Below are 22,603 nucleotides of genomic sequence, written 5' to 3' on the forward strand. Positions count from 1 at the left end.
AGTTAATCTTCATCTAATTTGTATTTGGAAAGATCCATTCCAAAATTTAGTCCTTTTTCTTCCACTAAGTTTTCCAACTCAGTAAGGGATTTCTTTCCAAAATTACGGAACTTCATCATATCCTGCATATCTAATTGCACTAGATCGCCTAATGTTTTTATATCAGCAGCCTTTAAGCAATTATAAGCACGTACAGAAAGATCCATATCATGCAAAGGAGTTTTTAAAACCTTTCGCATGTGCAACATTTCTTCATCTACTGCTTCTTCTTCTTCAGGCTTAGCAGTTTCAAAAGTCATTGTGCTGTCGGAGAACAACATAAAGTGTTGTATTAATATATGGGCAGCTCCTTTTAAAGCTTCTTCCGGGTGAATAGAACCATCAGTTTGAATATCAATTAACAACTTTTCATAGTCAGTCTTTTGCTCAACCCGTGTATTTTCAATGCTATATTTAACGTTTTTAATTGGCGTAAAAATAGCATCAATAGCAATCTGTCCAAACACCTGCTCATTTGGTTTGTTTTCATCTGCCGGAACATAACCTCTTCCTTTTTGAAGGGTAAGTTCTACCTCTAAATTTACAGAAGGCTCTAAATGACAAATAACCAAATCAGGGTTTAAAACTTGAAACCCATTAGTAAATCTGTTAATATCTCCTGCTTGAAAAGTATTCTTATTAGAGATAGTAACAGTAATTTTATCTTCAATGGCTTCATTTATCTTTTTGAATCTTACCATTTTCAGATTAAGTATAATTTCAGAGACGTCCTCCATTACACCTTCAATGGTTGAGAATTCATGTAACACTCCAGGGATTCGAACCGCTGTAATGGCGTAACCTTCCAAAGAAGATAATAAAATTCTTCTTAAGGCATTACCAATTGTTACACCGTATCCTTTTTCCAAAGGCTTAAATTCAAATTGACCATGAAAGTCGTCGGCTTTCTCCATTACGACTTTCTCTGGCATTTGAAAAGCTAATATTGACATATAGTGTAATATTATAAATAGTTAAAAATACAATCCGGAACAATTATTTCGAGTAAAGCTCGACAATTAATTGCTCTTGAATTTTTTCCGGAATTTGATCTCTTTCCGGTTCAGAAACGAATTTTCCAATCATTTCTTTTCCATCCCATTCCAACCAATTAAATTGACGGGAATTACGAGCACTCAGGCTAGTAGTAATTGCTTCTAGAGATTTTGATTTCTCGCGAACAGCTACAATCTGACCAGGTTTTAAACTATAGGATGCTACATTTACTATTGCTCCATCAACTAAAATATGTTTATGCAAAACAAGTTGGCGGGCAGCTCTGCGTGTGGGAGCTATACCTAAGCGATAAACCGTATTATCTAATCTTGCTTCGAGTAAACGAAGTAAGTTTTCGCCGGTAATACCACCTTTCCGATGAGCTTTATCAAATAAATTAGCAAATTGTTTTTCTAAAACACCATAAAGGTATTTAGCCTTTTGCTTTTCCATCAACTGGATAGCATATTCCGATTGTTTTTTTCTTCTTCCCCTACCATGCATACCTGGAGGGTAAGCTTTTTTCTGTAGGGCTTTACTTGCACCGAAAATGGGCTCGTTAAATCTTCTTGAAATTTTGGTTTTAGGACCAGTATATCGTGCCATTATTTTATGTGGACAGGACCCATAAAGGTCCTTAATTAAAATTAAACTCTTCTACGCTTTGGAGGTCTGCAACCATTATGCGGCAAAGGAGTAACATCTTTAATGGTTGTAATTTCTATACCTGCACCTTGGACCGTACGAATTGCCGATTCTCTACCCGCACCAGGACCCTTTACAAATACTTCTGCCTTACGAAGGCCTAGTTCATGAGCTACTCTAGCGCAATCTGAAGCAGCCATTTGTGCCGCATATGGAGTATTCTTTTTGGAACCTTTAAAACCCATTTTACCTGCCGATGCCCAAGAGATTACTTGACCATTGTTGTTCGTAATGGAGATTATAATATTATTAAAAGAAGCTTTAATGTGTACTTGACCAGTAGATTCTACTACTACTACACGCTTTTTGGCTTTATCTTTTCTCTTTTGAGCCATTTTCTATTAATTATTTAGTAGCTTTTTTCTTGTTAGCAACTGTTTTACGCTTACCTTTTCTCGTCCGAGAATTGTTTTTAGTACGCTGGCCTCTCACAGGCAAGCCCTTTCTATGACGAAGACCACGATATGATCCTATATCCATTAAGCGTTTTATATGCAACTGTACTTCGGAACGTAAAACACCTTCCGTCTTATGTTCAGTAGCAATAACATTACGAATGGCACCAGCTTCTTCTTCGGTCCACTCATTTACCTTTTTATCCCAATTAACACCAGCTTTGTTTAAAATCGATTGTGAAGCTCTTCTACCTATACCATAGATATAAGTTAAAGCTATTTCGCCTCTTTTTTTATCTGGGATATCTACTCCTGCTATTCTAGCCATATACAATAATATATTTACCCTTGTCTTTGTTTATAACGTGGATTTTTCTTGTTTATAACGTAAAGCTTTCCTTTACGCCGAATTACCTTACAATCAACGCTCCTTTTTTTAATAGATGCTTTAACTTTCATTTTTATTTATATCTATAAACTATTCTACCTTTTGATAAATCATATGGCGACATCTCAATTTTAACTTTATCACCTGGCAGAATTTTAATGTAGTGCATCCGCATCTTACCAGATATATGTGAAATTACTTGATGTCCATTTTCTAATTCTACCCGAAACATTGCATTGGACAATGCCTCAACTATTGTCCCATCTTGTTCGATAGAAGACTGTTTAGCCATAAATTATTCTTCTTCCTTATCTATATATTTAAAAGTTGTTAATATTTCAGCTTGTTCTTTTCGAACCACAACTGTATGCTCAAAGTGGGCAGAAGGTGAATTATCTTTTGTTCTAATAGTCCACCCATCATCTTCTTGCACAATATTCTTTCCTCCTAAGTTGACCATGGGTTCAATAGCAATCACTAAACCTTCTTGTAACTTTAAACCGGATCCCCGCTTACCATAATTAGGCACTTCTGGTGCTTCATGTAGGCTTTTACCAATACCATGTCCAACCAATTCCCGAACTACCGAAAAATTATTTTTTTCCACGTGATTTTGAACAGCAAAACAAACGTCTCCTAACCTATTACCAGCTACAGCTTTTGAAATTCCTAAATAAAGTGATTCCTTCGTTATAGTTAATAATTTTTCTAACTCTTTTGATACTTCACCAACCATGTGAGTATAGGCAGAATCTGTATGGTACCCTTTGAATAAAACTCCACAATCAATAGTAACAATATCTCCGCTTTTTAGTTCATATTTCCCTGGTATGCCATGTACTACAACAGAATTAACCGATATACAAAGACTAGCTTTAAATCCATTATATCCTTTAAATGATGGTTTACCTCCATTATCTAATATAAACTCTTCTGCTCTTTTATCTAACTCTTCTGTTGTTACACCTTCTTTGATAAGCTTAGACACTTCACCATGAGCCTTGCCTAAAACTTGAGCGCCTTCTCTAAGTAATTCGATTTCTTCCTCTGTTTTATAACAAATCATTTTAAGAGGCCAAAGCGATATTTTGAGATCTACCTTTTAGTTTACCAGATTTCATCATACCATCATAATGGCGCATTAAAAGATAACTTTCAATTTGATTTAATGTATCTAGTACCACTCCAACCATAATAATTAAAGAAGTACCACCAAAAAAAGCAGAAAACTCTCTTGTTACTCCAAACAATAAGGCAATAGCAGGAAAAATAGCAATAATGGCTAAAAATAAAGCTCCTGGTAATGTAATTTTATCAAGTACATCACCTATGTATTCCGAAGTAGCAATACCTGGTTTAACTCCTGGAATAAATCCCCCACTTCTCTTCAAGTCATTCGAAATCTGGTCTGGATTAACACTAATAGCTGTATAAAAGTAAGTAAAAACTAAAATTAGAAATCCAAACAAGAAGTTATACTGCCAACTCGTATAGTCAGAAAATGTAGTACCAATGTAAGATGCTGTTTCACTTGTATCACGCCAAATAGATGCTATTAAGGCAGGAATAAACATTAGAGACTGAGCAAATATTATTGGCATTACGCCTGCCGCGTTAACTTTTAATGGAATAAATTGTCTTTGTCCGCTATACTGAGTAGAACCACCAATTTGCTTTGCATATTGCACCGGAATTCTACGAACAGCTTGTGTAAGCATAACTACAGCCATTATAACCAAATAAAGAACAAATAATTCCAAAAGAAAAATTAAGGCTCCGTTTAACCGTTTAGAAAGAATCTCTTGTAAAATGGCGCTTGGTATTCTAGAAACTATTCCAATCATTATCAACATGGAGATACCATTGCCAATACCTTTATCTGTAATTTTTTCACCTAACCACATGCAAAACATAGTTCCAGCTGTTAGAATAATTACAGAAGAAACAGTAAACAATATATTACTAACTGCTATTGCTTCAGCATTTATTGTAGCAATAAAACCAATAGATTGAGCAGCTGTTATAGCAATAGTTAAAACTCTGGTGTATTGATTTATTTTCTTTTTTCCAGATTCGCCTTCTTTTTGAAGCTTTTGAAAGTAAGGAACTGCAATTGTTAAAAGTTGTAAAACAATCGAAGCTGATATATAAGGCATTATTCCTAATGCAAAAATAGATGCATTACTAAATGCTCCACCAAGTAGTGTATCTAAAAGACCAAAGATACCTTGAGAGTTTGATTGTAGTTTAGACGAGTCAATGCCAGGTAATACAACGTAAGAACCTAATCTAAAAATAGCAATAAAACCTAAGGTATTCAGAATACGAGTCCTTAGGTCTTCAATTGCAAAAATGTTTTTAATAGTTGTAATAAATTTTTTCATAAAATGAACTTTATACTACAACAACAGTTTTTCCACCAGCACTTTCAATTGCTTCAATCGCTGATTTTGAAAAAGCATGTGCATGAACTTCTAAAGAATCTTCTACACTTCCACGTCCTAAAATTTTAACTTTATCTTTTTTTGAAACTAAACCGTGTGATTTCAAGAAGGCAAAATCAACAATTTTTACATCTTTACTGGCCACCAATGAATTTATAACATCTAAATTTACTGAAGCGTATTCAACTCTATTAAAATTCTTAAAGCCAAATTTAGGTACTCTCCTTTGTAGAGGCATCTGACCACCTTCAAAACCAACTTTGCTTGAATATCCAGATCTAGATTTTGCACCTTTATGGCCACGAGTAGAAGTTCCACCCCGACCAGATCCAGTACCCCGCCCAATTCTCTTCCTATCCTTCACTGATCCAGCGGCTGGTTGTAACGAACTTAAATTCATATTATAATTCTTTTATATCTACTAAGTGATGAACTTTACGAATCATACCAACAATCTGAGGAGTATTTTCAACTAATACAGATTTGCTTATTTTGCCTAAACCTAAAGCTTTAATAGTTAACTTTTGTTTAGCTGGACTATCAATAATACTTTTAACTTGGGTAATTTTTATTTGCGCCATTGTGTTATCCGTTAAAAACTTTGGAAAGATTAACGCCCCTTTGTTGTGCTACTGCTAATGGATCCCGCATTTTAGACAATGCATCAAACGTAGCTTTAACCACATTATGAGGATTTGAAGATCCTTTTGATTTAGCCAACACATCCTTAATACCAGCACTTTCAAAAACTGCCCGCATAGCACCACCTGCAATTACACCAGTACCAGCAGCAGCTGGTTTAACTAATACAAACCCACCTGAATACTTACCTTCAATGGAGTGAGGAACAGTGTGATGATAAACAGGAATTTTTACTAAGTTTTTCTTAGCATCATCGATTCCTTTTGCTATTGCATCCGTTACCTCATTAGCTTTGCCTAAACCATAACCTACTACTCCATTTCCATCACCTACTACTACAATAGCCGAAAAACTAAAGCGACGCCCACCTTTAACTACTTTAGCAACACGTTTGATAGCAACAACTTTTTCTTTGAGGTCTATCTCGCTTGCTCTTACAACTCTTAAACTATTCTTTGACATATATTAGAATTTAAGGCCTCCACTTCGGGCACCTTCAGCTAATGATTTTACTCTTCCGTGGTATAAATAACCAGATCTATCAAAAACAACTTCGGAGATTCCAAGTTCTTGAGCTTTACTGGCCAATGTCTTTCCAACAAGCGAGGACATTTCGATTTTAGATGAGGTTTCACTCTCAATTGATGGAGATGAAACTGACACTAAAGTTTTTCCCGCTAGATCATCTATAAGCTGAGCATATATTGCTTTATTACTTCTGAAAACCGATAAGCGAGGCTTTGTAGCCGTACCAGAAATTTTAGTTCTGATATTCCGTCTTATTCTTAATCTTCTTTCTGATTTTTGAACTGACATTGTTAATTTTTATTTAGATGCTGTTTTACCAGCTTTTCTTCTAACATTTTCCCCTACGAAACGAATACCTTTACCTTTATATGGTTCCACTTTGCGTAAAGACTTTATCTTAGCGGCAACTTGACCAATCAATTGTTTATCGATACTCTCCAAAATAATAACTGGAGCTTTACCTTTTTCCGTTACTGCACTTGCAGAAACTTCCTTTGGCAAAGCCAAAAATATATTATGAGAATAACCTAAAGATAATTCTAATGTATTATTAGTTGCTGTGGCCTTAAATCCTACTCCAACTAATTCTAATTGTTCTTTAAATCCCTGGCTAACACCAATAATCATATTATTTATTAAAGATCTATAAAGACCGTGAAGCGCCTTGTGCCGCTTTTGCTCGGTAGGTCTACCAACAACAAGTTGTCCATCTTTTTTTGTTAAAAGAATATCTCGATCCACTTGAGTTTCAAGTGAACCCTTTGGTCCTTTAACTTTTACTAAATTATTTGAGTTAAGAGTAACTTCTACGTTACCAGGAAGCTCAATGGGTAATTTTCCAATCCGTGACATACTTCAATAAATTAATAAACGTAACAAAGAACTTCCCCACCAATATTTAACCCCTTAGCTTCTTTTTCAGTCATCACTCCCTGCGATGTAGATAAAATTGCCACACCTAAGCCATTTAGAACTCGTGGTAAGTTTTCGAAATGAACATATTTGCGCAATCCAGGCTTACTAATTCTTTCTAAGTTAACAATTGCAGATTGCTTTGTGCTAGGATTATATTTTAATGCAATTTTAATTGTTCCCTGAACAGAAGAGTTATCAAAGCGGTAACTTTGAATATATCCTTTTTCGTGTAACACACGAGTGATTTCTTTTTTAATTTTGCTAGATGGAATTTCAACTATCCTATGATTTGCTTTTATAGCATTACGCAGTCTAGTTAAATAATCTGCAATTGGATCTGTATTCATTATATATAAAATTTATATAGCTCTTTTTTGGAGCCGCAAAGATACAAACTTCTAAACAATTATCTAGTTTGATAAAAGAAAATTTACCAGCTTGACTTTGTTACTCCTGGTATTTTACCAGCTGATGCTAAATCACGGAATATAACCCTAGAGATTCCAAACTTCCGAATATAACCTCTTGGACGACCGGACAACTTACATCTATTATGTAATCTTACGGGAGAAGCATTACGTGGCAACTTATCTAAGCCTTCATAATCTCCAGCCGCTTTTAATTCTTTTCTTTTAGCAGCATACTTTTCTACTGCTTTTTGTTTTTTTAATTCGCGGGCCTTTACTGATTCTTTAGCCATTACTTATTTCTTTAAATTTTGAAACGGCATTCCAAATGCTTTGAGTAATTCATAGCTTTCCTCATCATTTTGAGCCGTAGTAACAAAAGTAATATCCATTCCAGAAATAGCTTTAATTTTATCGATACTTATTTCCGGAAATATTATCTGCTCTTTTACACCAAGTGTATAATTGCCGCGTCCATCGAACCCTTTATCGTTAATTCCTCTAAAGTCTCTAACGCGTGGTAAAGCTATAGTCAACAGTCGATCCATAAACTCGTACATTTGATCTCCTCTCAATGTTACTCGCGCGCCTATAGGCATACCTTCCCTAAGTTTAAAGTTAGAGACAGAATTTTTTGCTTTGGTAGCAACAGCTTTTTGCCCTGTTATTGTTGTGAGTTCATCCACTCCGATATCAACTAGCTTTTTGTCTGCAACAGCGCTACCAATGCCTTTGTTAATACAAATTTTGGTTATACGTGGTACTTGCATAATGCTCTTGTACTGAAATCTTTCTTTCAGCTGAGACACTATCTCTTTCTGATATTTTTCTTTTAATCTCGCAGTTGCCATTTTAGATTAATTCTCCTGATTTCTTTGAATAACGCTGCAATTTACCTTCTGCATTGTTTTTCTTGCCTGTTCTAGTAGCTTGACCATTTTCTATTAACATAACATTACTAGCATGAATATAAGCTTCTTTTTGGGTGATACCACCATTAGGAGATTTAGCACTTGGTTTATTATGTTTAGTTACCCTATTTAAACCTTCTACAATCACCTTACTGGCACTTGTATTTACAGAAACTATACGTCCAGTTTTTCCTCTCTCATTTCCTGCAATTACTTTGACGGTATCACCCGTCTTTACATGCAATTTATGAGTCTTATTTATTGTCGCTTTCATCATTTATAATACTTCAGGGGCTAACGAAACAATTTTCATGAATTGTTTTTCACGCAATTCACGAGCAACAGGGCCAAAAATACGAGTACCTCTTGGTTCATCATTGTTATTTAAAAGAACCGCTGCGTTATCATCAAACCGAATATAAGATCCGTCTTTCCGACGGATTTCTTTTTTGGTTCGAACAACTACTGCCTTTGAAACAGATCCTTTCTTAACGTTACCCGAGGTTAAAGCAGATTTAACCGTTACAATTATTTTATCTCCAATAGAAGCGTACTTTTTTCCTGTACCGCCTAATACCCTAATACATAGTACTTCTTTGGCGCCACTATTGTCAGCAACTGATAATCTTGATTCTTGCTGTATCATTTTTTTATTTAGCCCTTTCTATGATTTCAACTAAACGCCAATTCTTCGTTTTACTTAACGGTCGTGTTTCCATTATGCGAACCGTATCTCCAATCCCACACTCATTTCTTTCATCATGAGCTGTAAACTTTGTGGATTTAGAAACAAATTTTCCATATATAGGATGCTTCATTTTACTTTCCACAATTACCGTTATTGACTTGTCCATTTTATTTGAAACAACTCTCCCGGTCTTTTCTTTTCTTAAATTTCTCGCTTCCATTATTTTTACTTTTGAGTATCTTGTAACTCTCGGTTACGAAGCTCAGTATTTAGTTTTGCGATATTTTTACGAGATTCCTTTATTTTCAAAGGATTTTCCAATGGCGAAATAGAATGTGCAAAACGCAAGTTTTGGCTATTAGTCTTTTCTACAGCTAGGCGCTCTCTTAATTCCTCCAAAGTAAGCGCTTTAATATCAGAGTATTTCATAATTAATTTTCAACGTAATCTCTACGTACAACAAATTTTGTTCGCACTGGCAACTTTTGTGCTGCTAACCGCAATGACTCTTGAGCTGTAGCCAAATCAACACCATCAGATTCAAATAAGATTGTTCCTGGTTTAATTACTGCTACCCAATATTCAGGCGAGCCTTTTCCTTTACCCATCCGAACCTCTGCAGGCTTTTTAGTAATAGGCTTATCCGGGAAAATTCTTATCCAAACTTGACCTTCTCTTTTCATTGCACGAGTCATAGCAATCCGAGCAGCTTCAATTTGCCGGCTTGTTATCCAAGATGCTTCTAATGATTTAATTGCAAAAGTTCCAAACGAGATGGTACTGCCACGTTGAGCTAGTCCCGTTACGCGGCCTTTATGCATTTTTCTATATACAGTTCTTTTCGGCTGTAACATTTATAATATCTTTTACTTAAGAAGTTACTTTAATTACCGGCGTCCTCCACCTTTATTGCCTGAACCCCGGTTGTTGTTTCCACGACTACCACGATCATTTCTATCTCCTCGATCATTACGATCACCCCGATTTCTAGCGTTCCGATCTCCTCCTCTATCACCTCGCTCGTTTGTCCGTTCTCCACGAGGAGAGCTGGCGGCTGCATTTGCTGGCTTAGCTGGTTCTTGATTTGGGGATAAATCCTTCTTTCCAAATACTTCGCCTTTAAATATCCATACCTTAATTCCTAGTTTGCCATATACTGTTTGTGCTTCAGATAAAGCATAATCAATATCGGCTCTTAAAGTATGTAAAGGAGTACGACCTTCTTTATAATGCTCGGTTCGTGCCATTTCAGCTCCACCAAGACGTCCTGATACTTGTATTTTAACTCCTTCTGCACCAACTCTTATTGCGGAAGCAATAGCTTGCTTCATTGCTCTTCTGAAGGAAATACGCGCTTGTAACTGTTGTGCAACAGATTCACCTACTAGCTTAGCATCTAATTCAGGTCTCTTTATTTCGAAGATATTAATCTGAACGTCCTTATTAGTTATCTTCTTTAATTCTTCTTTAATTTTATCAACTTCTTGACCACCTTTACCAATTACAACTCCTGGACGAGCGGTGTTAATAGTAATTGTTATTCTTTTTAATGTTCTTTCTAAAACAATTTTAGAAATACCACCTTTAGGAATACGTGCAAGAATATATTTTCTTATTTTCTCATCTTCGATAAGTTTTTCAGCAAAATCTTTTCCGCCATACCAGTTGGAGTCCCATCCTTTGATGACACCTAATCTAAAACCTACCGGATTAACTTTTTGTCCCATTGTTAAATTATTTGGCGTTATTCAAATTATCCGAAACACTTATTAAATTTTCTTCTGAAATGCTATCAACAATCAAAGTAACATGATTCGAACGTTTTCTGATTCTGTGTCCACGCCCTTGCGGCGCAGGCCGTAATCTTTTTAACATTTTACCTTCATCTACAAAGATTTCTTTGATAACTAAATTGGCATCTTCTAAACGGATATTTTCATTTTTCTGCTGCCAGTTAGATAATGCAGATAGTAAGAGTTTTTCTATTCGCTCCGCACCAGAATTAGCTTCAAACTTTAGCAGACCCAAAGCTTTGTTAACACTCTTCCCGCGGACTAAGTTCGCTACCAACCGCATTTTACGTGGTGATGTTGGTACGTTTTTCAGTTTAGCAATTGCTTCCATAACTATCTTTTGCCTTTATCTTTTTTAGCCACGTGCCCACGAAAATTGCGAGTCGGAGCAAATTCACCAAGTTTATGTCCAACCATGTTTTCCGTCACGTATACCGGAATAAACTTATTTCCATTATGTACTGCAAAGGTATGCCCAACAAAATCGGGTGAAATCATAGACCGGCGAGACCAAGTTTTTATAACAGCTTTCTTGCCAGATCCATCCATTGCAGTTACCTTATTCTCGAGCCTGAAGTCAATATAAGGCCCTTTCTTTAATGATCTTCCCATTATTTATTTTTACCTCTATTAACAATCAGGTTTTCTGAATATTTATTTTTATTTCTAGTTTTTCTACCTTTCGCATATAAGCCTTTGCGTGAGCGAGGATGGCCTCCAGAAGATTTACCTTCACCTCCACCCATCGGATGATCTACTGGGTTCATTGCTACACCACGTACTCTTGGTCGGATACCTAACCAACGGCTTCTTCCTGCTTTACCTAAGTTTTCATTCATGTGATCTGCATTGGATACAGTACCTACTGTAGCCTGGCATTTCACCAGAACCATACGCATTTCACCAGATGGTAATTTAAGAGTTGCATATTTGCTTTCACGGGCTACTAATTGTGCATACGTTCCAGCACTTCTTGCTAATGTTCCGCCATTACCTGGCATTAATTCAATATTATGAACAATAGTACCTAATGGAATATCTGTTAATGGCAAACAATTACCAACCTCAGGAGCTATTCCAGGACCTGAAATAACTGTACTTCCAACTTTTAACCCAACTGGAGCTAGAATATAACTTTTCTCCCCATCAGCATAATAGATTAAAGCAATACGTGCAGTCCGGTTTGGATCATACTCAATTGATTTTACTGTAGCTGGAATTCCATGCTTGGTTCTTTTAAAATCAATTATCCGGTATTGCTTCTTATGACCACCACCAATATACCGCATGGTCATTTTACCAGAATCATTTCTACCACCAGATTTTGATATAGGTGCCAACAAAGATTTCTCGGGAGTACTAGAAGTAATTTCTTCAAACTCCGGCGCTATTCTAAATCTTTGACCTGGTGTTGTTGGTCTTAGTTTTTTTAATGCCATTTTTATTATATGTTATTATAAAAATCAATGATGTCACCTTTCTTCAAAGTAACTATTGCTTTTTTTACAGTAGGTTTACGACCTGAAACAACTCCTGCTTTTGTGTTTTTAGTTTTTAGTTTTCCTTGAACACGCATTGTTGCTACCTTTTCTACTGTAACTCCATATATTTTTTCTATTTGCTTTTTTATCTCTACTTTATTAGCATTCTTGCCAACTTCAAAAGCATACTTTCCACTCTCATTTAGAGCAGTCATTTTCTCTGTAACTAGAGGTCTTTTTAAAATATCCATCTTTATTTGTTATAGAATTGCTCTAATGTATTCACACCTTCTTCTGTTAAAAGCAATGTGTCGGAGTTCAACAAATCGTAAGTAGTTAAGTTAGCAGCCGTAGAAACTTTTACCTTAGGTAAATTACGGGTTGAAAGAAAAAGATTTTGGTTTATCTCAGAAGTTACAATTAGTGTTTTTTTACCACTTACTTTCAAGTTGGTTAATATACCAGTAAAGTCCTTGGTTTTTGGCTGTGATAATTGGATTGACTCTAATAAAACTATTTTGTTATCACGAACTAATGAGGATAAAGCAGAAATTCTTGCTAATGCTTTTACTTTTTTATTTAATTTAAAAGAATAATCACGTGGTCTGGGACCAAATACACGGCCCCCTCCTATAAATACTGGAGACTTCATAGAACCCGCCCGTGCTCCGCCTGTGCCTTTTTGCTTTTTCAGCTTCTTGGTTGTTCCAGAAACTTCATTACGCTCTTTTGCTTTATGTGTACCTTGCCTTTGATTTGCCAGGTATTGTTTCACATCTAGATACATAGCATGCTCATTTGGTTCAATTCCAAAGATTGCATCTGAAAGACTTACCTTTCTGCCCGTATCCTGTCCATTAATGTTTAATACAGAAAGTTCCATTCTATTTTTCTAATACAACAAATGAATTTTTGGCACCAGGAACAGAGCCACTAACAAGAATTAAATTTTTATCGGCTAAAACCCGCATAACTCTTAAATTTTGAATTTTTACGCGGTTATTCCCCATTCTTCCAGCCATTCGCATTCCTTTGAAAACTCTTGAGGGCCAAGAGCAGGCACCAATTGAACCAGGGTGTCTGGCACGGTTATGCTGACCATGGGTTTGGCCACCAACACCACTAAAATTATAGCGTTTCACAACACCTTGAAAGCCTTTTCCTTTTGAAGTTCCTACTACATCTAAAAACTCACCTTCTTCAAAAAGGTCAACTCCTATAGTATCGCCTAGCTGAAAACTTTCATTTTCTGTTCTAAATTCAACAACTTTGGCTTTTGCTGTTGAATTTGCTTTTTTGAAGTGGCCTGCTAATGCACGCGACACCTTCTTTTCCTTAACTTCACCAAAGCCGACTTGTACAGCTTGGTATCCATCCACTTCAACTGTTTTTACCTGTGTTACAACACACGGCCCTGCTTGGATAAGCGTAGCCGCTATGCTTTTTCCATCAGGAGTGAAGAGGCTTGTCATTCCGATTTTTTTACCGATAATTCCAGGCATTCTACTTTATATTATTTAAATACAACCCTTAACTTTTTATTAAGGGAGTGCAAAGATACTAAATTTAAAATTATATATGCAAAAATTTATTTTACAAATATTCATTTATTTAAAAAAAAACCAGAGAATAACCCTGGTTTTTTCATTATCAATGAACGAAATACAACGTCAAACTTTAATTTCAACGTCTACTCCACTGGGTAATTCTAATTTCATTAAAGCATCTACCGTTTTTGAACTGGTTGAATAAATATCTACCAATCTTTTATAAGTACATAATTGAAATTGCTCACGTGCTTTCTTATTTACGTGAGGAGAGCGAAGAACAGTAAATTTGTCTTTTTCTGTAGGCAATGGAATTGGGCCGCTTACAATCGCACCGGTAGCTTTAACTGCCTTCACGATTTTTTCAGACGACTTGTCAACCAAGTTGTGATCGTAAGACTTTAGTTTTATTCTAATTTTTTGATTCATCTTATTTACAACTATTTTCCTGTACCTTTAATTTTTGCCACAATAGCTTCGGCCAAATTTTGTGGCACTTGCTCATAGTGGGAGAATGTTAAATTTGCTGTAGCTCTTCCAGATGTTAAAGTTCTTAAATCCGTTACATAACCAAATAGCTCAGATAAAGGAACGTCTGCTTTTACAACCTGTGAACCTGCTTTTGTGTCCATTCCTTTCATTAAACCTCTCCTTCTATTCAAATCTCCGGTTACTGGACCGGTATATTCATCAGGAGTGATTACTTCCAAAGCCATTATAGGTTCTAATAATTTTGGAGCACATTTACGAGCTGCTTCTTTAAAGCCTTGTCGAGCCGCCAATTCAAAAGATAATGCATCTGAATCCACTTCATGGTATGATCCATGGAACAAACGTACTCGCATTGATTCAATTGGGAAGCCAGCAAGTACCCCGTCTTTCATAGCTTCTTCGAAGCCTTTCTGAATGGCTGGTATAAATTCTTTTGGAATTACCCCTCCAACTATGGCATTAACAAACTCTAATCCTGTTTTTTCATCAGTTCTTGGTCCAATTTCAAAAACAATATCACCGAATTTACCTCTACCACCAGATTGCTTTTTGTAAGTTTCTCTGTGTTCAACGCTTTTCGTGATTGTTTCTTTATAGGCAACTTGTGGTGCACCCTGGTTTATTTCTACCTTGAACTCTCTTTTTAGTCGGTCCATGATAATTTCCAAGTGCAATTCACCCATTCCTCTCAGAATTGTTTGACCAGTTTCCTGATCAGTGTGAACTTGCAAAGTTGGATCTTCTTCCACTAATTTACCAATAGCCATACCCATTTTGTCCGCATCTGCTTGGGTTTTAGGTTCAATAGCGTATCCTATAACTGGTTCTGGAAAGTCCATAGCTTCCAAGACGATTTTGGCATCTTGCGCGCATAGTGTATCTCCAGTTTTAATATCTTTAAATCCTACTACTGCGCCAATATCCCCTGCACTTAATCTTTCAATTGCATTTTGCTTATTAGCATGCATCTGAAAAATACGTGATATACGTTCCTTATTGTTAGAACGAGTATTGTATACGTAAGAACCAGATTCTAACACTCCGGAGTATGCCCGAATAAAGCAAAGACGACCTACATAAGGGTCAGTAGCAATTTTAAAAGCTAAAGCAGCAAATGGTTCCGTTTCAGAAGGCTTTCTTGCTACTTCTTCACCAGTATCTGGATTCGTTCCTTTTATACTTTCTTTATCTAAAGGAGATGGACACAACGCCATTACGTAATCCAGCATTGTTTGTACTCCTTTGTTCTTAAAAGAAGATCCACAAAGCATTGGTACGATAGCCATGTCAATAGTAGCTTTTCTTAAAGCTGACAGGATTTCATCCTCGGTGATAGATTCCGGATCATCAAAGTATTTTTCCATTAAGCTTTCATCATACTCTGCTACTGCCTCTAATAATTTTTCCCGGTATTGAGTAGCTTCTTCCAGCATATCATCCGGAATAGGAACTTCAATAAAGGTCATTCCTTTATCCTGTTCATTCCATTCGATACCCCGGAAATTAACTAAATCCACCACCCCGCGAAAATTATCCTCTGCACCAATAGGTAATTGTAAGGCAACTGCATTGCTTCCCAGCATTTCTTTTACTTGTCTTACAACAGCTAAGAAATCCGCACCTGAGCGATCCATTTTATTCACGAATCCGATTCGAGCTACGTTATAGTTGTTTGCTAATCGCCAGTTAGTTTCAGATTGAGGCTCTACCCCATCTACAGCACTAAATAAAAATACTAATCCATCTAATACTCTTAATGAACGATTTACTTCAACAGTAAAGTCAACGTGTCCTGGAGTATCAATAATGTTAATATGGTACTTGTTACCTCTGTAATCCCAATTAACGGTTGTTGCAGCAGAAGTAATGGTAATACCTCTTTCCTGTTCCTGTTCCATCCAGTCCATAGTTGCAGCTCCATCATGAACTTCACCTATTTTGTGGCTTACTCCAGAATAGTAAAGAATACGTTCTGTTGTAGTAGTTTTACCGGCATCAATATGCGCAGCAATCCCAATATTCCTTGTATATTTTAAATCGCGAGCCATTATTAAAATCTAAAATGTGAGAAGGCTTTATTTGCTTCAGCCATCCGGTGGGTATCGTCCTTTTTCTTAACAGCAGCACCTTCTCCTTTAGCTGCAGCAATTATTTCTCCAGCTAATTTATCTGTCATTGTTTTTTCTCCCCGCTTTCTTGCGTACAGAATCATCCATTTAATTCCTAACGAAATTTTTCTATCTGGTCTAACTTCCGTAGGAACCTGAAAAGTTGCTCCACCAACACGGCGGCTTTTCACCTCAACGCTAGGCATAATATTATTTAAAGCTTTTTTCCAAGTCTCTAAACCGTTTTCCTTTGTCCGTTTTTCTACTGCTTCACAAGCATCATAGAAAATGTTGTAAGCAATACTCTTTTTACCATCATACATCAGGTAGTTTACAAAACGGGTCACCAAAGTTTCTTTGTACTTTGGATCTGGAAGAAGAACTCTATTTTTAGGTTTTGCTTTTCTCATTTTTTAATACACTAATATTATTTCTTTTTACCCGGTGCTGGTTTACCTCCTTTTGCGGCAGCTGCTTGTCCTGGTTTAGGTCGCTTTGCTCCGTATTTAGATCTTCTTTGTAATCTTCCGTTTACCCCAGCAGTATCCAACGCACCACGAATAATATGATATCTTACTCCAGGCAAATCCTTTACTCTACCACCCCGAATTAATACAATAGAGTGTTCCTGTAAATTATGGCCTTCTCCCGGAATGTAGGCATTTACCTCTTTCCCATTAGTTAATCGTACCCGCGCCACTTTACGCATGGCAGAATTTGGCTTTTTTGGAGTGGTTGTGTAAACACGGGTACACACGCCTCTTCTCTGCGGGCATGAGTCTAAGGCAGGAGATTTGGATTTAGATGTTAATTTTTCTCTACCCTTTCTTACTAATTGCTGTATAGTAGGCATTTACTAATTTTTTATTATTAAATGGTGTTATTCTAAATTGGATTGCAAAGGTATATAAAATACTTTTCAATATCAAAAAAATTAATAAAGTAATTATGAAGCACTTACTGATTTTATTCACTTAAAGATAGTTTCTATCTATTTGTTTATTTGTCCTTATTATAAAACAACAATTTAACAATATTTCTCTTACACTAAATTAGGGTCTAATAGTAAAATTTAATCTTGAATTTCTTTAATTGTTGCTTTTAGTTTTGCGTATTGCAGTTCTACCTTTTCTTTAGTACTTGAATCTTCTTCCTTCAAAACGATTACTTTTACTTGTCCTTTGTATATGTTCTTATATTCATCCGGAAGTTGTATTATTCCGTTTGGCTCTATCGTTGTATTGAACTCTATTGCATCCATACATTTTATTATTAGTGTGTTATGCTTTACGTTAAATACACGTTTTCTGAAAGTATTTTTTAAGTTTATTGTATTAATGGATTCTTTATAATAGAAAAAAGCCCTTGTTGATTACAACAAGGGCTTTTACATAAACCTTAATAAATATCAAGCTTCACCTATATTATTTCCAAAGTTCATTGGAAAGCTAGGTTCTTCTTGGGTTTGTTTTATGGTTCCAAAAGAACTTTCGAAGCGTTGAATGTTATCTGCTAGTGCTGCTAATAATCTTTTTGCATGTTCTGGAGTAATAACTATTCTGGCTTTTACCTTTGCTTTTGGAATGCCTGGCATTAAACGGATAAAATCAATTACAAATTCACTGCTTGAATGAGCAATCATTGCCAAATTAGCGTACTCTCCTTCCGCTATCTCTTCCGATAGCTCAATATTAATTTGATTTTGATCGCTCTTTGGCGTCTCTTTTGCCATTGTTTATCTATTTTGTAATTCTGATTGTCTTGCTTTAGTGGTTTGTTTAGAAGCAATTAAAGCATCGTATTCTTCTTTTGAACCAACAATCAAGTTATTATACTCTCGTAAACCAGTACCTGCAGGGATTAAGTGACCTACAATTACGTTTTCTTTCAAACCTAACAGTTCGTCTGCTTTACCTTTTATGGCGGCCTCGCTTAATACTTTAGTAGTTTCTTGGAAGGATGCAGCTGAAATCCAGCTTTGAGTACCTAAAGATGCTTGCGTAATACCTTGTAAGGTTGGTTTAGATACTGCTGGTTGAGCATCACGCACCGTTACCGGACGAAGATCCCGACGCTTTAAGCTTGAGTTTTCATCACGTAAACGGCGAGAAGTTACGATTTGACCTGGTTTTAAATTAGTTGAATCACCTGAGTCTTCCACTACTTTCATGTCGATGATAGTATCATTTTCTTCCATGAAAGTAACTTTATCCACTACTTGATTTTCAAGGAAGGTGGTATCACCCGGATCAATTACCATAACTTTTTGCATCATCTGACGAACTACTACTTCAATGTGCTTGTCATTAATTTTGACACCTTGTAAGCGGTACACTTCCTGGATTTCATTTACTAAGTACTCCTGTACAGCACCTGGACCTTGAATATTTAGAATATCCGTTGGGGTAATAGCTCCATCTGATAATGGTAAACCGGCCCGAACAAAATCATTGTCTTGCACCAGAATGTGTTTCGACAATGGCACCATATATTTCTTCTTCACTCCATCTTTCGATTCGATGAAGATTTCTCGGTTACCACGTTTTACACCTCCATAAGATACAACACCATCAATTTCGGAAACAACCGCCGGGTTGGATGGATTACGGGCTTCGAACAATTCTGTTACTCGCGGCAGACCTCCGGTTATATCTCTTGTTTTACCAATTGCCCGTGGTATTTTTGCTAATATTTGGCCAGCACGGATTTGTTCTCCATCTTCAACCGTTAAATGGGCTCCAACCGGAATATTATAACCTTTGCTCTCACCATTGCTCGGATTTACGACAATGGATGGATTCTGCGTCTTATCTTTCGTTTCAATAATAACTTTTTCACGGTGACCTGTTTGCTCGTCAGATTCCTCCCGGAATGTGATACCTTCAATAAGAGCTTCGTAGCTGATGAGACCATCAAACTCCGAAAGAATTACCGCATTATATGGATCCCAAGCACATATTTCATCTCCTTTCGTGATTGTCTGTCCTTCTTCTACAGTTAAGAAAGAACCATAAGGTACGTGATTAGAAATTAAAATTTTATTTGTACCTGGCTCAACAATTCTTACTTCTCCGGAACGACCCATTACTACTTTTACAGTATTACCTTCGTTATTAATTGTCTCAATGGTCCGGACATCTTCAAACTCTACTACCCCGTTGAATTTGGCACGAATAGCTGCATCTACTGCAATGTTTGAAGCAGTACCACCTACGTGGAATGTACGAAGAGTTAACTGAGTACCTGGTTCACCAATTGATTGAGCTGCAATAACTCCAACTGCTTCTCCTTTCTGAACCATTCGGCCAGAAGAAAGATTACGTCCATAGCATTTTGCACAGATACCGCGCTTACTTTCGCAAGTTAATACCGAACGAATTTCTATTGTTTCGATACTGGTAGCTTCAATTCTTCTGGTAATTTCCTCCGTAATTTCGCTTCCAGCTTCCAAAATCATTTCATTGTTAATTGGGTCAATTACGTCGTGCACATTTACTCGGCCCAAAATACGTTCAGAAAGAGATTCTACTATATCTTCATTATCTTTTAAAGCGCTTACTTCCAGACCGCGTAAAGTACCGCAATCTTCTTCATTCACAATAACATCTTGCGATACGTCAACCAAACGGCGAGTTAGGTAACCAGCATCAGCTGTTTTAAGTGCTGTATCTGCTAAACCTTTTCTTGCACCGTGTGTGGAAATAAAATACTCAATTACATCTAACCCTTCTTTAAAGTTAGAAAGAATTGGGTTTTCAATGATTTCACCTACAGAGCCCTGTAAAGACTTCTGCGGTTTTGCCATTAATCCCCGCATACCTCCTAGCTGACGAATTTGCTCTCTGGAACCACGAGCTCCGGAGTGCATCATCATATAGATAGAGTTAAAACCTTGATCATCTTTTTCTAGACGACTCATTAAAGTTTCCGTAATTTGGTTATTAATACGGGTCCAAATATCAATCACTTGGTTATAACGCTCATTATCGGTAATCAAACCCATTGAGTAATTAGCCCATACCGCATCTACATCTCTTTTTGCTTGCTCAACCAGTATATCCTTTTCTTTCGGAATTACGATATCACCTAAGCCCATTGACAGACCACCTTTATAGGCTGACTGGAAGCCTAAGGTTTTAATGTCATCCAGGAACTGAGCAGTCCGCGCCATACCAGTTGCTTTAAACACCCGGGATATAATTTGCTGCAGCTTTTTCTTAGTTAGCAACTCGTCTACGAAACCAACTTCCTCTGGCACAAACTGATTAAATAATACTCGGCCAGCTACTGTTTCAATTACTTTCGTAACGATGCGGTCATTTTCATCCAGAACGTTCGTTCTAACTTTGATATAGGCATGCTTAGATAATTGCCCTTCGTTAATGGCAATAATTACTTCTTCCGCACTATAGAAAGTTCTACCTTCCCCAACAATAGTTTCGTTTTCAGTGGTACGCTTGCCTTTTGTAACATAATACAATCCTAGTACCATGTCCTGAGAAGGCACTGCAATTGGCGCACCGTTTGCCGGGTTTAAGATATTATGAGAAGCAAGCATGAGCATAGAAGCTTCCAAAATAGCAGCTGGTCCTAGTGGAACGTGAACCGCCATCTGGTCACCATCAAAGTCAGCGTTGAATGCCGTACATACTAATGGATGTAATTGGATTGCCTTTCCTTCAATCAATTTTGGCTGGAAGGCTTGGATACCTAAACGGTGGAGTGTAGGAGCTCGGTTAAGCAAAACAGGATGTCCTTTTAGAACATTTTCTAAAATATCCCAAACCACTGGATCTTTACGATCAACTATTTTCTTTGCTGACTTAACGGTTTTAACAATTCCCCGCTCAATTAGTTTTCGAATAATAAATGGCTTAAAAAGCTCAGCTGCCATATTCTTAGGCAAACCGCACTCGTGTAATTTAAGCTCCGGACCTACCACAATAACCGAACGACCAGAATAGTCAACCCGCTTACCTAATAAGTTCTGACGGAAACGGCCTTGTTTACCTTTCAGCATATCCGAAAGAGACTTTAAAGCCCGGTTACCTTCCGCACGAACTGCATTTACTTTACGGGAGTTGTCGAACAAAGAGTCAACGGCTTCCTGTAACATGCGTTTTTCGTTACGTAAAATAACTTCCGGTGCCTTAATTTCAATTAAGCGCTTCAGACGGTTGTTCCGAATAATAACACGGCGGTATAAGTCATTTAAGTCGGAAGTTGCGAAACGCCCCCCATCCAATGGTACTAATGGGCGTAATTCTGGTGGAATAACGGGCACCATCCGGATAACCATCCATTCTGGTTTATTTTCAATCCGGGTAGCGGCATCCCGGAAAGCTTCTACTACTCGCAAACGCTTTAAGGCTTCCCCTTTACGTTGCTGAGAAGTTTCATGTGCCGCAGAATAGCGCAATTCGTAAGATAGATCATCAAGGTTAATCCGGGTTAATAATAACTCCAGAGCTTCAGCACCCATTTTTGCAATAAATTTATTTGGGTCACTGTTGTCCAGCATTTGATTTTCCCGCGGAAGCTTGTCAATCATATCCAAGTATTCATCTTCCGTTAAGAAGTCTAAGGTATTTACCCCATCTTCAGCTAAAATACCAGGCTGCACTACTACATACCGTTCATAATAAATTATTTGGTCGAGTTTTTTGGTAGGTAAGCCTAATAGATAACCTATTTTATTTGGCAATGATTTGAAGTACCAGATATGAGCAACTGGTACTACTAATTCAATATGCCCCATGCGTTCGCGACGTACTTTTTTCTCCGTAACTTCTACCCCGCAACGATCACAGATAATACCTTTATATCTAATTCTTTTGTATTTACCGCAGTGACATTCCCAATCTTTTACCGGACCAAAGATTCGCTCACAGAACAATCCTCCCATTTCTGGTTTGTAAGTTCTGTAGTTAATGGTTTCCGGCTTAGTTACTTCACCGTTTGACCGCTCCAAAATGGATTCTGGAGAAGAAAGGCTAATCGTAATTTTGGAGAAGTCCTGAACTAATTTTTTATTTTTTGCAAATGTCATTTTTCAGATTTGAAAATTTTACAATTTGTCTCTTTAAAGAATAGAACGAATATTAGGCAAGAAACATTTCTATTT

At 36.9% G+C, this 22,603-nt stretch carries 35 protein-coding genes; all 35 read right to left on the reverse strand.

All coding sequences use genetic code 11. The features are described 5' to 3' along the window. Positions 1 to 2: 2 nt before the first annotated feature. The gene (locus AHMF7605_RS13455) at positions 3 to 992 is read right to left on the reverse strand and encodes a DNA-directed RNA polymerase subunit alpha (RefSeq protein WP_106930130.1); all 990 of its coding nucleotides are present in this window, start codon (positions 990 to 992) and stop codon (positions 3 to 5) included. A gap of 43 nt (positions 993 to 1,035) precedes the next feature. Then, positions 1,036 to 1,641 (reverse strand): 30S ribosomal protein S4, encoded by a 606-nt coding sequence (gene rpsD, locus AHMF7605_RS13460; RefSeq protein ID WP_106930131.1) that lies wholly within the window; start codon positions 1,639 to 1,641, stop codon positions 1,036 to 1,038. A gap of 41 nt (positions 1,642 to 1,682) precedes the next feature. Next, on the reverse strand, positions 1,683 to 2,075 hold the full coding sequence (rpsK, locus tag AHMF7605_RS13465; RefSeq protein ID WP_106930133.1) for a 30S ribosomal protein S11: 393 nt from the start codon (positions 2,073 to 2,075) through the stop codon (positions 1,683 to 1,685). 10 nt (positions 2,076 to 2,085) lie between these two features. Continuing rightward, positions 2,086 to 2,463, reverse strand: coding sequence for a 30S ribosomal protein S13 (gene rpsM / locus AHMF7605_RS13470; RefSeq protein WP_106930135.1), 378 nt, complete (start codon positions 2,461 to 2,463; stop codon positions 2,086 to 2,088). Positions 2,464 to 2,477: 14 nt separating this feature from the next. Beyond that, the gene (gene rpmJ / locus AHMF7605_RS13475; protein ID WP_091512700.1) at positions 2,478 to 2,594 is read right to left on the reverse strand and encodes a 50S ribosomal protein L36; all 117 of its coding nucleotides are present in this window, start codon (positions 2,592 to 2,594) and stop codon (positions 2,478 to 2,480) included. Between the two features lie 2 nt (positions 2,595 to 2,596). Next, the gene (infA, locus tag AHMF7605_RS13480) at positions 2,597 to 2,815 is read right to left on the reverse strand and encodes a translation initiation factor IF-1 (protein WP_026461690.1); all 219 of its coding nucleotides are present in this window, start codon (positions 2,813 to 2,815) and stop codon (positions 2,597 to 2,599) included. Positions 2,816 to 2,818: 3 nt separating this feature from the next. Next, positions 2,819 to 3,589, reverse strand: coding sequence for a type I methionyl aminopeptidase (gene map, locus AHMF7605_RS13485; protein WP_106930137.1), 771 nt, complete (start codon positions 3,587 to 3,589; stop codon positions 2,819 to 2,821). Between the two features lies 1 nt (position 3,590). Continuing rightward, positions 3,591 to 4,907 carry a preprotein translocase subunit SecY gene (secY, locus tag AHMF7605_RS13490; RefSeq protein ID WP_106930138.1) on the reverse strand — a complete coding sequence of 439 codons (1,317 nt, stop codon included), beginning with the start codon at positions 4,905 to 4,907 and terminating at the stop codon, positions 3,591 to 3,593. A gap of 10 nt (positions 4,908 to 4,917) precedes the next feature. Next, entirely contained in the window at positions 4,918 to 5,367 is a 450-nt protein-coding gene (gene rplO, locus AHMF7605_RS13495) for a 50S ribosomal protein L15 (RefSeq protein ID WP_106930139.1), read from the reverse strand. A gap of 1 nt (position 5,368) precedes the next feature. Further along, positions 5,369 to 5,548 carry a 50S ribosomal protein L30 gene (rpmD, locus tag AHMF7605_RS13500; RefSeq protein ID WP_106930141.1) on the reverse strand — a complete coding sequence of 60 codons (180 nt, stop codon included), beginning with the start codon at positions 5,546 to 5,548 and terminating at the stop codon, positions 5,369 to 5,371. Positions 5,549 to 5,552: 4 nt separating this feature from the next. After that, positions 5,553 to 6,071 carry a 30S ribosomal protein S5 gene (gene rpsE / locus AHMF7605_RS13505; protein ID WP_106930143.1) on the reverse strand — a complete coding sequence of 173 codons (519 nt, stop codon included), beginning with the start codon at positions 6,069 to 6,071 and terminating at the stop codon, positions 5,553 to 5,555. Positions 6,072 to 6,074: 3 nt separating this feature from the next. After that, positions 6,075 to 6,425, reverse strand: coding sequence for a 50S ribosomal protein L18 (rplR, locus tag AHMF7605_RS13510; RefSeq protein ID WP_106930145.1), 351 nt, complete (start codon positions 6,423 to 6,425; stop codon positions 6,075 to 6,077). Positions 6,426 to 6,434: 9 nt separating this feature from the next. Beyond that, the gene (rplF, locus tag AHMF7605_RS13515; protein ID WP_106930146.1) at positions 6,435 to 6,989 is read right to left on the reverse strand and encodes a 50S ribosomal protein L6; all 555 of its coding nucleotides are present in this window, start codon (positions 6,987 to 6,989) and stop codon (positions 6,435 to 6,437) included. An 11-nt stretch (positions 6,990 to 7,000) separates the two neighbouring features. Further along, the gene (gene rpsH, locus AHMF7605_RS13520) at positions 7,001 to 7,399 is read right to left on the reverse strand and encodes a 30S ribosomal protein S8 (protein ID WP_106930148.1); all 399 of its coding nucleotides are present in this window, start codon (positions 7,397 to 7,399) and stop codon (positions 7,001 to 7,003) included. Between the two features lie 83 nt (positions 7,400 to 7,482). Then, positions 7,483 to 7,752: a 30S ribosomal protein S14 gene (gene rpsN, locus AHMF7605_RS13525; RefSeq protein WP_106930149.1), complete on the reverse strand. Its 270-nt coding sequence runs from the start codon at positions 7,750 to 7,752 to the stop codon at positions 7,483 to 7,485. Between the two features lie 3 nt (positions 7,753 to 7,755). Beyond that, a complete protein-coding gene (rplE, locus tag AHMF7605_RS13530) occupies positions 7,756 to 8,310 on the reverse strand; it encodes a 50S ribosomal protein L5 (RefSeq protein ID WP_106930151.1) in 555 nt (184 codons plus the stop codon). 1 nt (position 8,311) lies between these two features. Next, positions 8,312 to 8,644: a 50S ribosomal protein L24 gene (rplX, locus tag AHMF7605_RS13535; RefSeq protein WP_106933469.1), complete on the reverse strand. Its 333-nt coding sequence runs from the start codon at positions 8,642 to 8,644 to the stop codon at positions 8,312 to 8,314. Between the two features lie 3 nt (positions 8,645 to 8,647). Further along, positions 8,648 to 9,016 (reverse strand): 50S ribosomal protein L14, encoded by a 369-nt coding sequence (gene rplN / locus AHMF7605_RS13540; RefSeq protein ID WP_106930152.1) that lies wholly within the window; start codon positions 9,014 to 9,016, stop codon positions 8,648 to 8,650. Between the two features lie 4 nt (positions 9,017 to 9,020). Beyond that, on the reverse strand, positions 9,021 to 9,278 hold the full coding sequence (rpsQ, locus tag AHMF7605_RS13545; RefSeq protein WP_106930154.1) for a 30S ribosomal protein S17: 258 nt from the start codon (positions 9,276 to 9,278) through the stop codon (positions 9,021 to 9,023). A 5-nt stretch (positions 9,279 to 9,283) separates the two neighbouring features. Further along, entirely contained in the window at positions 9,284 to 9,487 is a 204-nt protein-coding gene (gene rpmC, locus AHMF7605_RS13550) for a 50S ribosomal protein L29 (RefSeq protein WP_106930156.1), read from the reverse strand. 2 nt (positions 9,488 to 9,489) lie between these two features. Next, positions 9,490 to 9,912: a 50S ribosomal protein L16 gene (gene rplP / locus AHMF7605_RS13555; protein WP_106930157.1), complete on the reverse strand. Its 423-nt coding sequence runs from the start codon at positions 9,910 to 9,912 to the stop codon at positions 9,490 to 9,492. A gap of 33 nt (positions 9,913 to 9,945) precedes the next feature. Next, entirely contained in the window at positions 9,946 to 10,785 is an 840-nt protein-coding gene (gene rpsC / locus AHMF7605_RS13560) for a 30S ribosomal protein S3 (protein WP_106930159.1), read from the reverse strand. A gap of 7 nt (positions 10,786 to 10,792) precedes the next feature. Further along, positions 10,793 to 11,182: a 50S ribosomal protein L22 gene (rplV, locus tag AHMF7605_RS13565; protein ID WP_106930160.1), complete on the reverse strand. Its 390-nt coding sequence runs from the start codon at positions 11,180 to 11,182 to the stop codon at positions 10,793 to 10,795. A gap of 2 nt (positions 11,183 to 11,184) precedes the next feature. Next, on the reverse strand, positions 11,185 to 11,463 hold the full coding sequence (rpsS, locus tag AHMF7605_RS13570; RefSeq protein ID WP_106930162.1) for a 30S ribosomal protein S19: 279 nt from the start codon (positions 11,461 to 11,463) through the stop codon (positions 11,185 to 11,187). Further along, positions 11,463 to 12,290, reverse strand: coding sequence for a 50S ribosomal protein L2 (gene rplB, locus AHMF7605_RS13575; RefSeq protein ID WP_106930164.1), 828 nt, complete (start codon positions 12,288 to 12,290; stop codon positions 11,463 to 11,465). Before rplB ends, rpsS begins: the two co-directional genes overlap by 1 nt. Positions 12,291 to 12,295: 5 nt before the next feature. Further along, complete coding sequence (gene rplW / locus AHMF7605_RS13580; protein ID WP_106930166.1) at positions 12,296 to 12,583, reverse strand: 50S ribosomal protein L23; 288 nt, start codon at positions 12,581 to 12,583, stop codon at positions 12,296 to 12,298. 2 nt (positions 12,584 to 12,585) lie between these two features. Continuing rightward, positions 12,586 to 13,215 (reverse strand): 50S ribosomal protein L4, encoded by a 630-nt coding sequence (rplD, locus tag AHMF7605_RS13585; RefSeq protein ID WP_106930168.1) that lies wholly within the window; start codon positions 13,213 to 13,215, stop codon positions 12,586 to 12,588. Position 13,216: 1 nt separating this feature from the next. Further along, entirely contained in the window at positions 13,217 to 13,834 is a 618-nt protein-coding gene (gene rplC / locus AHMF7605_RS13590) for a 50S ribosomal protein L3 (protein ID WP_106930170.1), read from the reverse strand. A 168-nt stretch (positions 13,835 to 14,002) separates the two neighbouring features. Continuing rightward, a complete protein-coding gene (gene rpsJ, locus AHMF7605_RS13595) occupies positions 14,003 to 14,308 on the reverse strand; it encodes a 30S ribosomal protein S10 (protein ID WP_106930172.1) in 306 nt (101 codons plus the stop codon). An 11-nt stretch (positions 14,309 to 14,319) separates the two neighbouring features. Continuing rightward, positions 14,320 to 16,419 carry an elongation factor G gene (gene fusA / locus AHMF7605_RS13600; protein ID WP_106930174.1) on the reverse strand — a complete coding sequence of 700 codons (2,100 nt, stop codon included), beginning with the start codon at positions 16,417 to 16,419 and terminating at the stop codon, positions 14,320 to 14,322. Positions 16,420 to 16,421: 2 nt separating this feature from the next. Next, a complete protein-coding gene (gene rpsG, locus AHMF7605_RS13605; RefSeq protein WP_106930176.1) occupies positions 16,422 to 16,889 on the reverse strand; it encodes a 30S ribosomal protein S7 in 468 nt (155 codons plus the stop codon). A 17-nt stretch (positions 16,890 to 16,906) separates the two neighbouring features. Continuing rightward, the gene (rpsL, locus tag AHMF7605_RS13610; protein ID WP_106930178.1) at positions 16,907 to 17,332 is read right to left on the reverse strand and encodes a 30S ribosomal protein S12; all 426 of its coding nucleotides are present in this window, start codon (positions 17,330 to 17,332) and stop codon (positions 16,907 to 16,909) included. A gap of 219 nt (positions 17,333 to 17,551) precedes the next feature. Further along, positions 17,552 to 17,740, reverse strand: a complete 189-nt coding sequence (locus tag AHMF7605_RS13615; RefSeq protein WP_106930180.1) for a hypothetical protein — start codon at positions 17,738 to 17,740, stop codon at positions 17,552 to 17,554. 147 nt (positions 17,741 to 17,887) lie between these two features. Beyond that, on the reverse strand, positions 17,888 to 18,211 hold the full coding sequence (locus tag AHMF7605_RS13620; RefSeq protein WP_106930182.1) for a DUF3467 domain-containing protein: 324 nt from the start codon (positions 18,209 to 18,211) through the stop codon (positions 17,888 to 17,890). A gap of 3 nt (positions 18,212 to 18,214) precedes the next feature. After that, positions 18,215 to 22,528 carry a DNA-directed RNA polymerase subunit beta' gene (gene rpoC, locus AHMF7605_RS13625; RefSeq protein WP_106930184.1) on the reverse strand — a complete coding sequence of 1,438 codons (4,314 nt, stop codon included), beginning with the start codon at positions 22,526 to 22,528 and terminating at the stop codon, positions 18,215 to 18,217. Positions 22,529 to 22,603 lie beyond the last annotated feature (75 nt).

Source organism: Adhaeribacter arboris (genome assembly GCF_003023845.1).
Classification (GTDB): Bacteria; Bacteroidota; Bacteroidia; order Cytophagales; family Hymenobacteraceae; genus Adhaeribacter; species Adhaeribacter arboris.

What these genes read in the sequence shown, in the direction of transcription:
- rpsC (WP_106930159.1), bottom strand. Translation starts at nt 10,785, where the DNA reads ATGGGACAAAAAGTTAATCCGGTAGGTTTTAGATTAGGTGTCATCAAA.
- rpsS (WP_106930162.1), bottom strand. Translation starts at nt 11,463, where the DNA reads ATGGGAAGATCATTAAAGAAAGGGCCTTATATTGACTTCAGGCTCGAG.
- rplW (WP_106930166.1), bottom strand. Translation starts at nt 12,583, where the DNA reads ATGGATATTTTAAAAAGACCTCTAGTTACAGAGAAAATGACTGCTCTA.
- rpsH (WP_106930148.1), bottom strand. Translation starts at nt 7,399, where the DNA reads ATGAATACAGATCCAATTGCAGATTATTTAACTAGACTGCGTAATGCT.
- map (WP_106930137.1), bottom strand. Translation starts at nt 3,589, where the DNA reads ATGATTTGTTATAAAACAGAGGAAGAAATCGAATTACTTAGAGAAGGC.
- infA (WP_026461690.1), bottom strand. Translation starts at nt 2,815, where the DNA reads ATGGCTAAACAGTCTTCTATCGAACAAGATGGGACAATAGTTGAGGCA.
- rplO (WP_106930139.1), bottom strand. Translation starts at nt 5,367, where the DNA reads ATGAATTTAAGTTCGTTACAACCAGCCGCTGGATCAGTGAAGGATAGG.
- rpsE (WP_106930143.1), bottom strand. Translation starts at nt 6,071, where the DNA reads ATGTCAAAGAATAGTTTAAGAGTTGTAAGAGCAAGCGAGATAGACCTC.
- rplB (WP_106930164.1), bottom strand. Translation starts at nt 12,290, where the DNA reads ATGGCATTAAAAAAACTAAGACCAACAACACCAGGTCAAAGATTTAGA.
- fusA (WP_106930174.1), bottom strand. Translation starts at nt 16,419, where the DNA reads ATGGCTCGCGATTTAAAATATACAAGGAATATTGGGATTGCTGCGCAT.
- rpsJ (WP_106930172.1), bottom strand. Translation starts at nt 14,308, where the DNA reads ATGAATCAAAAAATTAGAATAAAACTAAAGTCTTACGATCACAACTTG.
- rplR (WP_106930145.1), bottom strand. Translation starts at nt 6,425, where the DNA reads ATGTCAGTTCAAAAATCAGAAAGAAGATTAAGAATAAGACGGAATATC.
- rplV (WP_106930160.1), bottom strand. Translation starts at nt 11,182, where the DNA reads ATGGAAGCAATTGCTAAACTGAAAAACGTACCAACATCACCACGTAAA.
- rplC (WP_106930170.1), bottom strand. Translation starts at nt 13,834, where the DNA reads ATGCCTGGAATTATCGGTAAAAAAATCGGAATGACAAGCCTCTTCACT.
- rpsQ (WP_106930154.1), bottom strand. Translation starts at nt 9,278, where the DNA reads ATGGAAGCGAGAAATTTAAGAAAAGAAAAGACCGGGAGAGTTGTTTCA.
- rpsN (WP_106930149.1), bottom strand. Translation starts at nt 7,752, where the DNA reads ATGGCTAAAGAATCAGTAAAGGCCCGCGAATTAAAAAAACAAAAAGCA.
- rplF (WP_106930146.1), bottom strand. Translation starts at nt 6,989, where the DNA reads ATGTCACGGATTGGAAAATTACCCATTGAGCTTCCTGGTAACGTAGAA.
- rpsL (WP_106930178.1), bottom strand. Translation starts at nt 17,332, where the DNA reads ATGCCTACTATACAGCAATTAGTAAGAAAGGGTAGAGAAAAATTAACA.
- AHMF7605_RS13620 (WP_106930182.1), bottom strand. Translation starts at nt 18,211, where the DNA reads ATGGCAAAAGAGACGCCAAAGAGCGATCAAAATCAAATTAATATTGAG.
- rpsD (WP_106930131.1), bottom strand. Translation starts at nt 1,641, where the DNA reads ATGGCACGATATACTGGTCCTAAAACCAAAATTTCAAGAAGATTTAAC.
- rpoC (WP_106930184.1), bottom strand. Translation starts at nt 22,528, where the DNA reads ATGACATTTGCAAAAAATAAAAAATTAGTTCAGGACTTCTCCAAAATT.
- rplX (WP_106933469.1), bottom strand. Translation starts at nt 8,644, where the DNA reads ATGAAAGCGACAATAAATAAGACTCATAAATTGCATGTAAAGACGGGT.
- rplD (WP_106930168.1), bottom strand. Translation starts at nt 13,215, where the DNA reads ATGGAACTTTCTGTATTAAACATTAATGGACAGGATACGGGCAGAAAG.
- AHMF7605_RS13615 (WP_106930180.1), bottom strand. Translation starts at nt 17,740, where the DNA reads ATGGATGCAATAGAGTTCAATACAACGATAGAGCCAAACGGAATAATA.
- rpsM (WP_106930135.1), bottom strand. Translation starts at nt 2,463, where the DNA reads ATGGCTAGAATAGCAGGAGTAGATATCCCAGATAAAAAAAGAGGCGAA.
- rplE (WP_106930151.1), bottom strand. Translation starts at nt 8,310, where the DNA reads ATGGCAACTGCGAGATTAAAAGAAAAATATCAGAAAGAGATAGTGTCT.
- rplP (WP_106930157.1), bottom strand. Translation starts at nt 9,912, where the DNA reads ATGTTACAGCCGAAAAGAACTGTATATAGAAAAATGCATAAAGGCCGC.
- rplN (WP_106930152.1), bottom strand. Translation starts at nt 9,016, where the DNA reads ATGATACAGCAAGAATCAAGATTATCAGTTGCTGACAATAGTGGCGCC.
- rpmC (WP_106930156.1), bottom strand. Translation starts at nt 9,487, where the DNA reads ATGAAATACTCTGATATTAAAGCGCTTACTTTGGAGGAATTAAGAGAG.
- rpmJ (WP_091512700.1), bottom strand. Translation starts at nt 2,594, where the DNA reads ATGAAAGTTAAAGCATCTATTAAAAAAAGGAGCGTTGATTGTAAGGTA.
- rpmD (WP_106930141.1), bottom strand. Translation starts at nt 5,548, where the DNA reads ATGGCGCAAATAAAAATTACCCAAGTTAAAAGTATTATTGATAGTCCA.
- AHMF7605_RS13455 (WP_106930130.1), bottom strand. Translation starts at nt 992, where the DNA reads ATGTCAATATTAGCTTTTCAAATGCCAGAGAAAGTCGTAATGGAGAAA.
- rpsG (WP_106930176.1), bottom strand. Translation starts at nt 16,889, where the DNA reads ATGAGAAAAGCAAAACCTAAAAATAGAGTTCTTCTTCCAGATCCAAAG.
- rpsK (WP_106930133.1), bottom strand. Translation starts at nt 2,075, where the DNA reads ATGGCTCAAAAGAGAAAAGATAAAGCCAAAAAGCGTGTAGTAGTAGTA.
- secY (WP_106930138.1), bottom strand. Translation starts at nt 4,907, where the DNA reads ATGAAAAAATTTATTACAACTATTAAAAACATTTTTGCAATTGAAGAC.